Consider the following 13,321-nt stretch of genomic DNA (forward strand, 5'->3'; position numbering starts at 1 on the left):
AATGGGGTTATTAAGTTAACAACCCCATTTTCGTTAACAGATCCGCAGATCGGGTTTGCCAGCTATAGTCTTTGAGAAATCGCTGATGACCACGCTGTGCAATACGCTGACGCTTCTCATCATGTTTAAGGTAATAATCGACTTTGTGCTTAAGCTCATCAATACCTTTAAAAGTTTCGATTTCCTCACCTACCTCAAACAGTTCCGCAATTTCATCACAATGATCGGTTAATACAAAACATCCCAAAGACATCGCCTCAAAGATACGATGATTAATGCCAGTTTCTGCTCCGTAAAATGGAATCCTGGTGATGTTTAATACAATTTTGGAAGCTATCAGTTTCGCTTGTAACTGCTCTCCCCAAATGGGTTTATCGATAACTTTTTGCTGAAGCGCTTCAGACATTAACGGCCACTGCCGTTGCCAGCGATTACCGTAAATAGTGACTTTATCGGCAATGTTCTCCAACAGAAATATTCGTCGTAAATCAGCACTGCCAACAAAAATCACATCAATTTCAGCATCTTCTGATGGTTGGTTGGTTTTAGTTGTGTCGCCGAAGGGGCAGAAAAAGGCATTTAATTTTTTTCGCTTGAAAAAATCCGTCACGACCCGTGAGAATGAAAATATGGCGTTATAGACGGTAAGTTCATTTTCGATAAAAAAGATAAATTCCCGGCGACTTGAATAAAGATTGCAGCTATCGGTATCGTACAAAAACAGTTCAATATCGAGCTTATCTGCTAATTGCTTCAATCTTTGCGGTTCAAAAAATTTATATAAAAAGCCAATCACCAGTATTTTGTTCGGTTTGAGTTGGTTGAGCTGTTGCTCCAAGTGGGCAAAATCGCATTTCGGTAGACAATAAAAACCGTCTTTATCCTTTTTTTTATTGAGCATTTTGGCAATGGCAGAACGCGGTTTTTGTAATGTGATTTTTGGCAGTTTAGCCATATCAAAATACTCGGTAGCAATGCCATGATCTTGAATACTGGCCGTTAGATTTCGGCCTAAATCAATGCCTCCAATACCATCCAGCACTAATAATTTATTACTTGGATTCATGGTCACTTAGCTTTTTTCAACCCGCATGAGAAGTTTTTCTAATTCATTTTTAACGCGCTTAACCCCAACAAATGGCCGCCAAATGGGTCCATTAAATCCGGGCAGCACAATTATTGGACAAACAACCTTAACTGCAGACCAATCAGGTCGCCAGTGAAAATAGGGATTACGTTTTCGATAAATAGTAATGACCGGTATACCTAAAAATGATGCCAAATGGCCGTTACCTGAGTCATTGGCAATCACTGCTCCCGATTCATAAATATACTCGGCTAACTTATCAATCGTTTCAAAGGTCAGAGTAGGAAAACGATTATTCACCATGGTTTGCCAAACTTCGTGATTATCCGGTGCCACCACAATGACCGGCTCATATCCCGATTGCTCAAGTAATTTACCCAACTTTAAAAAACGCTCTGGCGTCCAGTCTTTTTTCTCTGGCCAGGCCGAATCGGGGCTGAGGATAATACGACGGCGGTTTTTTCGGTATACAAGACCTTGCGGTGGTGAAAGCTGTACGTTGGCGGAAAGGTTTTGTAATCCCATTTTCTCACGCATAAAATCCAGCGTGATTTCAACAACAGATTCTTTTTCAAATTCTCGATATCGAATCGAACCAGCAGCATGACTGAGATGGCCGAGTTGTTGAAAAACCTCCGGACTCAAACTTTGTTCTAATCTGGACTGATGGTCAAAAGACCACTCATCAGGAACCTTCTGACAGATAAGAAGATAACGCTGACGAATATCCTCCAACGTGATCGGTACGGTTGCATTTCGTATGGCTCTGGAGGGACTCATCAAAACAAGATGATATTCATTGAGAGTGGAATACAAATCTTCCAGTTGCGGGTAAGGTTGAATGGCAAGTTCAGGCAGCCAATTTTTTAATTGATATGGCACATTGCCAAATAACATTACCGTGTAGCCGTTTCGTCTCAAATTATCAGCCATCATTATATAAATCAGGCTGTCTCCCAATGATTCAAATGAAACAATCGCTAACTGGGCGGTGGATGAATTATTCATTACTTTTTCTTAATTATTCAGCAGTTTTCTGCTTAACCAACTTTACGATCAAATCCGCAGCCCGCTGCGGCATGCTATAAAGATCATGCGTTGCAGCATAATCCAGAGCATTGTGTGACAGTTGTTGAAGACGTTGTTTATCGAGCATTTTTGCCAGTTGTTGGGTGAAAGCTGCTGTATCTTCCGGCTGATCGATACACACTCCGCCATTTGAATCTTGTACATAATTGGCATAACCACAGGCAGCGCTGACCATACTTGGCAGCCCGGCTACCATGGCTTCTAATATCACAGTACCAGTATTTTCTGAGCGTGCCGGGTGTAAAAATACATCGGCCGCCAGCAGCCATTTGGCTACATCATCACGTCCGCCCATAAAATGGGTGCGTTGTTTAACATTGAGTTTGTGGGCCAGCTGTTCAAAAGGCTTGGCATTATCTTCACCAACCACATATAGATGTGTTTTCTCACGTATGGTTTGAGGTAAACCTGCCATAGCCTCTATGGCAAAATCTGCACCTTTTCGTTTAAAGCCGGAGCCGATCATCAACAGTAAAAAATCGTCATCATTCAGTGATAACTGCTGGCGAAATTGCTGACGTTGCTGTTGCCAGTCATCGGGACGCACTCTATCGGGATCAATACCCGGTGGCAGGTCGACCAATCTGTCTGGCGGTGTTTGGTAATACTGTTCAAACAGTTTGCGTTGCACCGATGAGATCATCATCGATACGGTATGGCTTTGTTGCCCGAATACCGCCCGTTCCCAGGCTTCATAAAATCTAACGCGGCCAGAAAACTGTTTGAAGATATAGCTGGGTTCCTGTCTGACTCGTGCCAGATAACAGGGATCGGCAGCGTAATACAGATCCAGCCCCGGCATTTTGTTAAAGCCAATCACCAGATCATAATTACCGGCTGCAATTAAAGGCTGCGCTTTGTTGTAAAAATCCCGGACTTTGCCATGATTGGTCAGAGCTGAAACAGGAATCTGGATTTGGTTAAAGCCGGGTATTGGCTCGCCATGCCATTCAATGTAATACACATCGATGTCATCACCGGCATCGCGACGAATTTCCAGAATCCGTCGAAAATCCCGTGCCAGGCCACCGTAGGCAAAATATTTATACAGGCATACCGCCAGCTTCATAACCAAAATCCAATTAACACAACGTTGTGACCTTATACCTTGATTGCTTTGCTCAACAGATGTCGCGTTTCACCTACCGGCCAATTACGTAAAAATCGCTGCTGTTCTTTTTTATGTAACCGGCCAAAACCGGTTTTGGTGATTTGTTGCATGGCATCCAAATCAATCAGCCAGATTTTCTGCTGCTGATCGACCAGCACATTCGTCGCTTTTAAGTCGCCATGATAAATATGATGTCGATGTAATTGTTCAAATAATTCGCTGATTTGCTGCAGCATGTCAGCTTGCTGAATCTCAGCATCAGCTAAATCTGCCAATGAGCGCCCGGCAATCTGCTCACTGATAAAATACGCTTTTTGCCGCAGTCCAAGGAATCGCTGTTCCACAAAGCCCAATGGTCGCGGAGTGGCAATGTCCAGATATTCCAGCAGATTGGCATTGTACCAGGACACATTGGCTCGGCTTTTTCGCAGACAGCGCCTTAAAAAATGCCAGGGCGTTTTCATGTTGTAACGCTTGATAACCACCGGCTGTCCTGCCAGCTCACTTTGTACCACCGTGGCAGAATTGCCTTTTTTCAAGGCGATTCCATCCTGCATGGCCTGATTCAATGCGGCAAGCGGACGGTCTGATAATGCTGCAGATAAATTGCCACGCCAAGCGGCTTCCATCATCAGGCCTTTTTGATATCGCGTCATGGTGCAGGCACGAAACTGTTTTTTCAGATAATGCGTTTGCCGATAAAGTCGGGCTTTACTGACCTTTCCCAGCAACTGTTGTTCAACAATCGGATCCAACACCATGCCTCGGGCAGCGAAATACCCTGGCAATGCATTCAACAGCCATTCCTGCTGTTCCAATGGAAACTGCGCGATCAACCGCGACAGATTATTCAGGCAAGTCACCATCTTCAGCGGTTTCTTTTGCATTACCACTGAGGCTAAATCCAATAAATATAAAGTGTTATTGGAGAGCACAAAGTTATCCAGATGTGGATCCTGTTGATAACACTGCTGTTGATGGCAACGGCCAAATAAATCGAATAAGGCCGTCAGTGGAAACTCCTCCTCTGACAAAGCATTCAATGTGACCGCTTTCGGAAGAAAGACATAGACAATAAAACTGACGCCCTGCTGATCTTCAGCATTTTGCAGTATCGGCGCCACATTAATATCGGCTTGCATACAATGCTGGTGCGCCGCCAATTCTCGTTTATATTCCTGCTGGCCTTTGCCTTTAGCCGCAAATAACTTTAAAACAAACTCGCCACTGTCATTGCTGGCATGCAGCACAATTCGCCGCCCTGCCAGAAAACGTAACACCGACTGAATCTGGTATGTCGCCCCACCCAGTTCAAGCTCAACCGGAAATGCTGAAGGCAGTTCTGTTAATAAGGTCTGTGCAGTGACCATAGTGTTATTCCGCCAGCAACTTCTGCGCGCGATGTTCGACTTCACGCCACAAATCTGCTTGCTCTTTCAGCACCATGCGCAAAGGCAATCCCGAATAAATCTGCATAAAGCGTAACTTGTCCCGTTTGGTTAATGGCACTCTGGAAGCCGAAAAATACAGACTGCCCAAATCTTTTATCTGCCAGCGTTTCGGCGTATTACGTCGAACAGTCGCACGATGCAAATCAATCAGATACACCGGCGTTTTATCGTCAAAGGTATTGTTTTCGGCAAAGCGTTCATCCAGCAGGAAATGACACAGATAAAAATCGCGATGGTTCATGCCGTTTTTATGCATGGTGCCCGCCATGTTTGCCAGCTTGCGAATCAAAGCCTGCTTGGTGGCAAAGCTTGGTGGTCGCTGTTGCCACTGCTCGCCAACAAATTCCAGGCTCATGGTATTGATTAGATCATCGGTGATTACAAATGAACGTAATGTAGCCGGATTAACGCCCTTCTCGCCATACCCAGCCAAGGTCATCGTGTCGATGCCGTGTTTTTCCAGAAATTGAATTGCCTGCCATTCGTTACGCGCGCTGATGATCGGCAAACGCAATTGCAGCAGATTTTTGATGATTTCCGACCAGCCCACACCTTGATGATATTTCAGAAAATACGAGCGACCATTAAGCTCAAAGCGCAAGGTGCGGCGGCCTTCTTTATCACGAAAGATATCGCCATCAATGTTTGCCAGCACATCGAATACCGGCTTATCGGCCCAGGCCTGTGCTAAATCTTGTCGCAAATAACAGGAATTCTTTTTCATTAAGGCTATCTAAAGGCTTTGCCAAGCAGTGAGTTGTGCGAACGCGCACAGCGTTTTGTTACACTGTTTGCAGGAAACCACAAATACTACCACCAGAGCCGATATGAGGTAAGCCGTGTCATTTAAATCCACTTTGCAGCGTCACCAGAAGATGATTGAAAGCTTGTTTGAAATGGAGCCTCAGTTGAATGATTTACTGGCCCTTATCAGCGACTGCGTGCTGAAAGACAATAAAGTATTGTTCTTCGGTAACGGCGGCAGCGCTTCGGATGCCCAGCATCTGGCCGCGGAATTTGTCATTCGATATAAAGAAGATCGCCGGCCACTGGCCGCGATTGCGCTGACCACCGATACCTCAATTCTGACTGCCCACAGCAATGATTACAGTTTTGAAACCGTGTTTGATCGTCAAATTCAGGCTCTGGCCAGACCCGGCGATGTAGCGATTGGCTTATCCACCTCGGGTAACAGTGCCAATGTGATTAACGGCATTAATACGGCAAAAAAAGCTGGTTGCGCGACGATTGCCTTTACCGGCCAAAGTGGCGGACAACTTAAAGCCATTGCCGATCACTGCGTGTGTGTTGCCGCGACCGAAACCGCCCGGGTTCAGGAAGGCCATATTCTGATTGGTCACTGGTTATGTGAAGCGCTGGACGAGAAACTCAGCAAAGCATGAGTCAGAAAGTCATCACCTCAGACGTCGTCATTATCGGCGCGGGCATTGCCGGTTTATGGCTGCATAATCGCCTGAGCCAGCTGGGTTATCACTGTCTACTACTGGAAAATCAGAAAATAGGTCATGCCCAGACGCTGAGTGCTCAGGGCATTATTCATGGCGGCAGTAAATATGCGTTAAATGGCATTTTATCCAATGCCGCACAGACCCTCAGCACTATGCCCGCCCGCTGGAAAGCCTGTCTGCAAGGCGATGGCGAAATCGATTTATCCAGCGTCAATGTGTTTACCGAACATCAACTGCTCTGGTCCACGCAAAGCCTGTCCTCCAAAATGGTGTCATTTTTTGCCAGCAAGGCACTGCAAAGCCGGATGCAGAATATTCCTAAATCCGAGCGCAGTGGTCTGTTTGCCGATGACGGTTTTAAAGGCGCGCTATACCAATTGGATGAACCGGTGCTGGATGTCGCCAGTTTGCTCAAAGAGCTGATCAAACCGTATTCGGCGAATATCTTAAAAATACCTGCCAGCACACCCGAATGGATTAAACAGGATGGCAATATCACCGCCATGCGCTTTGGTGATGAGCTGGAAATTCAGGCACAGCAATTTGTTTTAACCTCAGGTGAAGGCACCGGTGATTTATTGCAAAGCCTGCAGCTGAGCAAACCAAAAATGCAAAAACGGCCTTTGCAAATGCTGCTGTGCAAAGCCAAAGATCCAGCCAATCCCTTACCGCAGATTTACGCCCATAGCCTTGGTAGTGGTAGCAAACCGATTGCCACCATCAGCAGTCATCCCGATAAAAGCGGCAATATTGTCTGGTATCTCGGCGGTAATATCGCTGAAGAAGGTGTCGGCAAAGATCCAGACGTTTTGATCGAAGAAGCGATAGCTTTACTCAAACAAATCCTGCCGTGGTTTACTTTGCCAGAACTGGACTGGACTACCCATAACGTCAATCGCGCCGAACCCAAACAAAGCGGTTTCGCACGTCCCGATAGCGCCTATGTCAGCAGTCATAACAATCTGCATATTGCCTGGCCGACCAAATTGGCGCTCTCACCAGACCTGGCTGATAAAGTTATCGAAGCACTGGCAAAAGAAAATGTGCAAAAAACAGCCCATCCAGATCAGCATATTCTGCCATTGGCCCAACTGGCCGAACCACTTTGGGATCGGGCATTTAATCAATGAACAAGCTGCCAAAGAAAACGATTCCCGGCACCCAACTGAATGTTTCTGTGTTGGGACTTGGCACCGTCAAACTGGGTCGCGATAAAGGCGTTAAATACCCCGAATCATTTACCATTCCCGATGACCAAGCCGCACTCGCTTTACTGCAACAAGCGTGGGATTTAGGCATCAATCTGATTGATACCGCTCCCGCCTACGGCAACAGCGAACAACGTCTCGGTGAATTACTACCACAACTGCCGCATAACTGGATTATCTGCTCCAAAGCCGGTGAATTGTTTAACAGCGACAACGGCGAATCGTCTTTTGATTTCTCAGCCGATGGCCTCAAACGCAGCATTGAAAACAGTTTGAAACTCCTCAACCGCGATCAGATTGAGATAGTGCTGATTCACTCTGATGGCAACGATGTGCCTGTCATTGAACACTACAAAGCATTGGAAACCTTAAACCAACTCAAGCAACAAGGCTTGATTTTGGCCACCGGTATGTCCACCAAAACCGTTGAAGGCGGCCTGCTGACATTAGATCAAGCTGATATTGCCATGGTCACGCATAACCTAGCCTATCAAGGCGAACAAGCAGTGTTGGATGCTGCAGCTGAAAAAAATAAATCGGTGTTTATCAAAAAAGCCTTTGCCAGTGGGCATTTGCCTGCCAATACGACAAAAGACAGCGTCACTGCCAGCTTTGAAATGATCTTTGCTAATCCGGCGGTGGCCAGTGTGGTGATTGGTACGATTAATCCGGTGCATCTTGTGGATAATGTAGCTAAGGCTATTGCAGCGTTTGAAAGTAATTAACCACAGAGACACGGAGGGCACAGAGGCTTTATAAGTATTTATCCGCAGATGGACGCAGATTTTTAGAGAAGGTTGGGGTGAATGCAACGAACCCCAACAAATGCAGAAAAACAATAAAAGGGAAGCTTCTTCTTTTATTCCTCATGCAAAATTTTCTACCGCCTCAAACCAATATTAATTTTTCTTGGTCGATTAAACAGAATTCGTAATACAACAGACTTCAAATCATTATTAGATTGAAAACCAATCAACTTATGCTTCATTATTTTAATATTTATGGATTTATCTAAGTCATTATCATTACAAGGGAATGCAGAATGTTAAAAAAGTTATTTCAAGGATTTATATTTGGAGCTGGCTTTACTATTGGCATTATTACTGTCATCGGAGTTGTTGGCGTTGTTTCCTCCAAGTTCACTTTTACACCAATCGATTCAACCGATGCTGAAGAAGCAAGTTACCAAGATCAAACAAAATGGAGAAAATTGACGCTCTCCGAAAAAATCCCTGAAATATCCGGCATGGCTCTAGTTAGATTTAAAGATGGTGAAGATAGCCATAAGGAAGCTTATGTGGAAAAGATACTAACCAAGGAGAACGCTATAAAAATACCTTTGGAAGTCGGAGATAGAGTCGAGAAGGAAGACTACTACCCAAGCGTAGGCTCTAGTAGCAGAAACGGCGTTTTGTTACTTTTCACTGGCAACCCTCCAAGAAAAATAGAAGGTGCTTATATGTACGAGGATAGACTGATTGGGCATGGAGATATGCCATTAGAAATTTTTCTGAAAAAATTCAAAGAAGAATCAATCCATTAAAATACCTCCAGGGATCAGCAAGGTATGTTGGTTTGAGCTTGTGAAACCCAACAACCTGCCAAAAATATCCTAATAATCTGCGACCCTGCGTAATCTGCGGATAGATTTCTTTAAAACCCCTGTTCCCTCCAAGTCTGTGGTTTATTTATTAGTGAGGAATCCCAATGAACAATCAACGTCGAGCCTTATATTTATCTCATGGTGGTGGCCCTATGCCGCTGCTGGGCGATGAAGGTCATGAGGAGATGGTTGGTTGTTTGAAAAATATCGCGGCAACCATTGAAAGTCCATCGGCGATTATTGTGGTTAGTGCTCACTGGGAGCAAGCTTCCCCAACTATTACTTCGGGTGAAAATCCGTCGCTTATTTATGATTACAACGGGTTTCCCAAAGAATCCTATGAGATTCAATATCCCTGTCCGGGGAATCCACCGTTAGCAAAGTCCATGGCTGAAGCGTTGAATGAGGCTGGCCTTGAAACAAAACTGGATAGCAATCGGGGTTTTGATCATGGGCTTTTTGTGCCGTTAACCATCATGTATCCGGAAGCGGATATCCCCTGCGTGCAGTTGTCTTTAGTCAACAACCTGGATGCTGCGATGCATATCAAGATGGGACAGGCTCTACAAAAAATCAGTGACCCATCATTGCTGCTTATAGGTTCCGGGTTTTCATTTCACAATATGCGGGCTTTTTTCACGCCGGAGACGGCTGAAACGAAAAACATGAATGCGTCATTTGAGGCCTGGTTACTTGAAACCTGTGGTGATCTAACGCTGACAGAAGATGCCAGAAAACAAAGGTTGATCGATTGGCAGTCTGCCCCTTTTGCACGTTATTGCCACCCGAGAGAGGAACACCTGCTGCCGCTTCACGTCTGTTATGGATTTGCCGAGTCGGCGTGTCCACAATCTTATGAATTACAGGTGCTCAATAAAAAAGCGAGCATGTATCTGTGGACGGATCATTAGCAACAACATCTGTTATTTCTCTGTGCCTTATGTTTAGCTGGTTTATCGAGACGGGTTAATCTTATTTAAATTTGGGGGCGGGAAAAACATGACCAGGAGACTTAAGGATACGATGAGTAGTAGCCCAAAAGGTTCAGTGAATTATTTCGGCAAACATTACAACGAGCCAGGCACTCCGCCGGGAATACTGGAAGCGGGTCAAGCGGCGGTGGCATCAACGGTAAAAGCTGATCTATTGATCTATAAGGCTGATGATTACCGTTTTGAGTCGGATGTGTCTCTCACCGAGGCGCTTGCAGCTCCTGTGGAAGGTGAAAAACGCTGGTTATCGATGCATGGCCGACCTTCACCAGAAATACTTGAGGTACTGGAAAAAGATTTTCAGTTGCATCGTCTGGCACTTGAGGATGTGATTCATGCAGGTCAGCGGGGCAAGCTGGAGGATTATGACAGCCATCTTTTCCTGGTTTTGCAACGTCCACACTGGGTGGGACGCAAACTGGCGATTAGGCAAGTCAGTCTGTTTCTGGGCAAGGATTTCGTTATCAGCATTGACGATGCTGGCGAAGATACCTTTGCTCCGGTGCGTAAACGTCTAGAGACCAGTCCGGGTGGACGTATCCGATCTTCATCGGTGGATTACCTCTTTTATGCATTAGTCGATTTAGTCGTGGATCAGGCTTTTCCTGTGCTGGATGGTTATGCTCAGGAACTTGAGGAACTGGAACTGCAGGTGGTTTCCAACCCCAAGCAAGCCGATTTATTGGATCGATTGCATGAGTCACGCCGTGAGCTTGTTTTCCTGCGTCGCTCGTTATGGACACAACGCGATGCGATTGCTTCGTTAATGCGTGAAGACCAGAAACTTATCGGCAAAAACACCCGCTATTATCTGCGTGACTGTGCCGACCACGCCGCACATATATTGGATATGGTGGAGAGCTACCGCGATATGAGTGTGGCGGTGATGGAGCTACTGATTTCGACTCAGAATCGCCAGCTTAACGAAGCCATGCGCATGCTAACCATGATTGCGACCATCTTCATTCCTCTGTCATTCGTCGTCGGCATTTACGGGATGAATTTTGATCCTGAAGTCAGCCCCTGGAATATGCCAGAGCTGGGTTGGCAATATGGCTACCCGATGATACTGCTGCTGTTGCTCACCATTGGTATTGGAATGCTGACCTTATTCAAACGCAAAGGCTGGTTTTAGCAAAATAGTTTGCAAGTTTAGGTTGACCTGTTAAATAGTAATAATTATCATTTGCATCTTTGTGTTATTCCAAGAGGTGCATCATGGTTGCAATTGTCTACGGGTCAACAACTGGTAATACCGAAGACGCTGCCAAGAAAATTCAGCAATTTTTTGGCGCTGATAAAGCAGAATTATTTGATGTGAAAGATGCCGGATTAGCGGCCATAGAATATTTCGACAAACTTATTTTTGCCTTGCCCACCTGGGACTATGGTGAAGTTCAGGCCGACTGGCAAGATGTCTGGGATGAGATTGATACCGCCGACTTCACTAATAAAACCGTCGCTTTTGTGGGAATGGGCGATCAGTTTGCCTACGCAGAGTGGTTTTTGGATGCAATGGGTATGCTGCACGATAAAGTGGTCGCTAAAGGCGCCAATGTGGTGGGTTACTGGCCCGCAGAAGGTTATGACTTTGAAGCATCAAAAGCGCTTACCGAAGACAAAACTTCGTTTGTAGGCCTGGCACTGGATGAAGACTGCCAGCCAGAACTCACAGCCCAACGCGTTGAACAGTGGTGCGAACAGATTAAACCGGCATTTTTATCGTAGTAGGTTGGGTTGAGCTTGCGAAACCCAACATTTTCAGCCTGTATTTCCGAGATTTGTTGGGTTTCATTGTATTCAACCCAACCTACCAAAAGCCCCTAATTGCCAACGGATAAATTTCTTTTATCTATCCTGATGGATCTTATTGACAATGGCCGTGGTGGAGCAGTTTTCAGTTAAGCCCATGACTCTGACTTCACCGCCGTAGCCTTCAACGATTTCCCAGCCCACTACGCCTTTTTTATCGTAGTCGCCGCCTTTAACGAGGATATCCGGCTGAATCTCTCTGAGCAGGGCTTCTGGAGTATCGCCTTCAAAGACAGTGACCCAATCCACATCGGCCAAACCTGCCAACACGATCTGACGGCGATCCGCTGTGTTAATCGGACGGCCTTTGCCTTTGAGTTTGGTGACGGATTCATCGGAGTTGATGGCAACAATCAATCTGTCGCCCTGAGCGCGCGCCTGATGCAGATAGCTGACATGACCAGCATGCAGAATATCGAAGCAGCCATTGGTAAAGACGATTTTCTCACCACGTTTTTTGGCTTGATCAACGGCGATTTTCAGTTGTTCAACGGTGACGGCACCGGCAAACGAATGGTCACTTTGATGAGTACCTTGATGACGTTGGTATTCGGCAAACAGTTCCGGTTCACTGACTGTGGATGTGCCCAATTTACTGACCACGATACTGGCCGCCACATTGGCTAAGGTCACAGCTTGTTGTAATGATTGGCCGGCTGCCAGTGCCGCCGCCAGAGTAGCAATAACGGTGTCCCCTGCTCCGGTGACATCGGCGACTTCTTTGGCAATGGCGGGTAAATGAAACTCGGTATTGTCGTTGGTAATCAGCGACATACCTTGTTCACTACGGGTGATTAATACGGCCTTGATGTCATAGTCGGCAATCAGATTTTTGGCTTTGGCGATTAAATCCGCTTCGGACTGAATTTCACCGGCCACCGCTTCAAACTCGGTGAGGTTTGGCGTGATTAAATCCGCGCCACGGTATTTACTGAAATCATTACCTTTAGGATCAACCAATACGGTCATCTGGTTAGATTTGGCCAGCGCAATCCAATGCTGTGGATCGTGCAGCGTGCCTTTGTCGTAATCTGAGAGGATCATCACCCCGCCACTCGCCAGCAATGGCGCGACTTTATCGCTCATGCCTTCACCGCTTTCCACAGTGAAACGGCTTTCAAAATCCATACGTAACAATTGCTGATGGGCGCTGATAATGCGTGATTTGATGATGGTCGGATGTTGAGTGGTTTGATGAAATGCACAGTGAATGCTGACAGAGCTTAATCGCTGTATTAATACCTGAGCCGCTTCATCCTGACCGGTAATGCCTGACAAACTGCATTTGGCACCCAGCGAAGCAATATTCATTGCAACATTGGCGGCACCACCCGGAATATCTTCCAGTCGTTCAATATTAACCACCGGCACCGGCGCTTCGGGTGAGATGCGTTTGGTTTTACCGAAATAAAAGCGATCCAGCATCAAATCGCCAATGACAACAACATTGGCCTGCCGAAAATCCGGGAATGCATTTTTCATAACGTTTGATTTATTGA

13 protein-coding genes are annotated in these 13,321 nt (G+C 45.9%); 7 read left to right on the top strand and 6 right to left on the bottom strand.

Annotated features, from left to right (window positions below; genetic code table 11):
- Positions 1–10: 10 nt before the first annotated feature.
- The 5 genes from Q7V21_RS07565 to rfaP are packed head-to-tail and all read right to left on the bottom strand — an operon-like array spanning position 11 to position 5,462.
- Positions 11–1,066 carry a glycosyltransferase gene (locus tag Q7V21_RS07565; protein ID WP_304916697.1) on the bottom strand — a complete coding sequence of 352 codons (1,056 nt, stop codon included), beginning with the start codon at positions 1,064–1,066 and terminating at the stop codon, positions 11–13.
- A gap of 6 nt (positions 1,067–1,072) precedes the next feature.
- On the bottom strand, positions 1,073–2,095 hold the full coding sequence (locus Q7V21_RS07570) for a glycosyltransferase family 9 protein (RefSeq protein WP_304916698.1): 1,023 nt from the start codon (positions 2,093–2,095) through the stop codon (positions 1,073–1,075).
- Positions 2,096–2,108: 13 nt separating this feature from the next.
- Positions 2,109–3,245 (bottom strand): glycosyltransferase family 4 protein, encoded by a 1,137-nt coding sequence (locus tag Q7V21_RS07575; RefSeq protein ID WP_304916699.1) that lies wholly within the window; start codon positions 3,243–3,245, stop codon positions 2,109–2,111.
- A 32-nt stretch (positions 3,246–3,277) separates the two neighbouring features.
- Positions 3,278–4,657, bottom strand: coding sequence for a lipopolysaccharide kinase InaA family protein (locus tag Q7V21_RS07580; protein WP_304916700.1), 1,380 nt, complete (start codon positions 4,655–4,657; stop codon positions 3,278–3,280).
- A gap of 4 nt (positions 4,658–4,661) precedes the next feature.
- The gene (gene rfaP, locus Q7V21_RS07585) at positions 4,662–5,462 is read right to left on the bottom strand and encodes a lipopolysaccharide core heptose(I) kinase RfaP (RefSeq protein ID WP_304916701.1); all 801 of its coding nucleotides are present in this window, start codon (positions 5,460–5,462) and stop codon (positions 4,662–4,664) included.
- A 115-nt stretch (positions 5,463–5,577) separates the two neighbouring features.
- Between rfaP and Q7V21_RS07590 the strand changes: the two genes are divergently transcribed.
- The 7 genes from Q7V21_RS07590 (at position 5,578) to Q7V21_RS07620 (ending at position 11,738) form a co-directional block, all read left to right on the top strand.
- The gene (locus tag Q7V21_RS07590) at positions 5,578–6,141 is read left to right on the top strand and encodes an SIS domain-containing protein (protein ID WP_304916702.1); all 564 of its coding nucleotides are present in this window, start codon (positions 5,578–5,580) and stop codon (positions 6,139–6,141) included.
- On the top strand, positions 6,138–7,337 hold the full coding sequence (locus Q7V21_RS07595; RefSeq protein ID WP_304916703.1) for an FAD-dependent oxidoreductase: 1,200 nt from the start codon (positions 6,138–6,140) through the stop codon (positions 7,335–7,337). Before Q7V21_RS07590 ends, Q7V21_RS07595 begins: the two co-directional genes overlap by 4 nt.
- Complete coding sequence (locus Q7V21_RS07600; RefSeq protein ID WP_304916704.1) at positions 7,334–8,140, top strand: aldo/keto reductase; 807 nt, start codon at positions 7,334–7,336, stop codon at positions 8,138–8,140. The genes Q7V21_RS07595 and Q7V21_RS07600 overlap by 4 nt, the downstream gene beginning before the upstream one ends.
- A gap of 317 nt (positions 8,141–8,457) precedes the next feature.
- Entirely contained in the window at positions 8,458–8,958 is a 501-nt protein-coding gene (locus Q7V21_RS07605) for a hypothetical protein (protein WP_304916705.1), read from the top strand.
- 164 nt (positions 8,959–9,122) lie between these two features.
- Entirely contained in the window at positions 9,123–9,929 is an 807-nt protein-coding gene (locus Q7V21_RS07610; protein ID WP_304916706.1) for a class III extradiol ring-cleavage dioxygenase, read from the top strand.
- A 112-nt stretch (positions 9,930–10,041) separates the two neighbouring features.
- Entirely contained in the window at positions 10,042–11,145 is a 1,104-nt protein-coding gene (corA, locus tag Q7V21_RS07615) for a magnesium/cobalt transporter CorA (protein ID WP_304916707.1), read from the top strand.
- A gap of 83 nt (positions 11,146–11,228) precedes the next feature.
- Entirely contained in the window at positions 11,229–11,738 is a 510-nt protein-coding gene (locus Q7V21_RS07620) for a flavodoxin (protein ID WP_304916708.1), read from the top strand.
- Positions 11,739–11,858: 120 nt separating this feature from the next.
- Here the strand turns inward: Q7V21_RS07620 and hldE are convergent, their stop codons facing one another.
- Positions 11,859–13,304, bottom strand: a complete 1,446-nt coding sequence (gene hldE / locus Q7V21_RS07625; RefSeq protein WP_304916709.1) for a bifunctional D-glycero-beta-D-manno-heptose-7-phosphate kinase/D-glycero-beta-D-manno-heptose 1-phosphate adenylyltransferase HldE — start codon at positions 13,302–13,304, stop codon at positions 11,859–11,861.
- Between the last annotated feature and the right edge of the window lie 17 nt (positions 13,305–13,321).

The organism is Methylophaga sp., assembly GCF_030651745.1.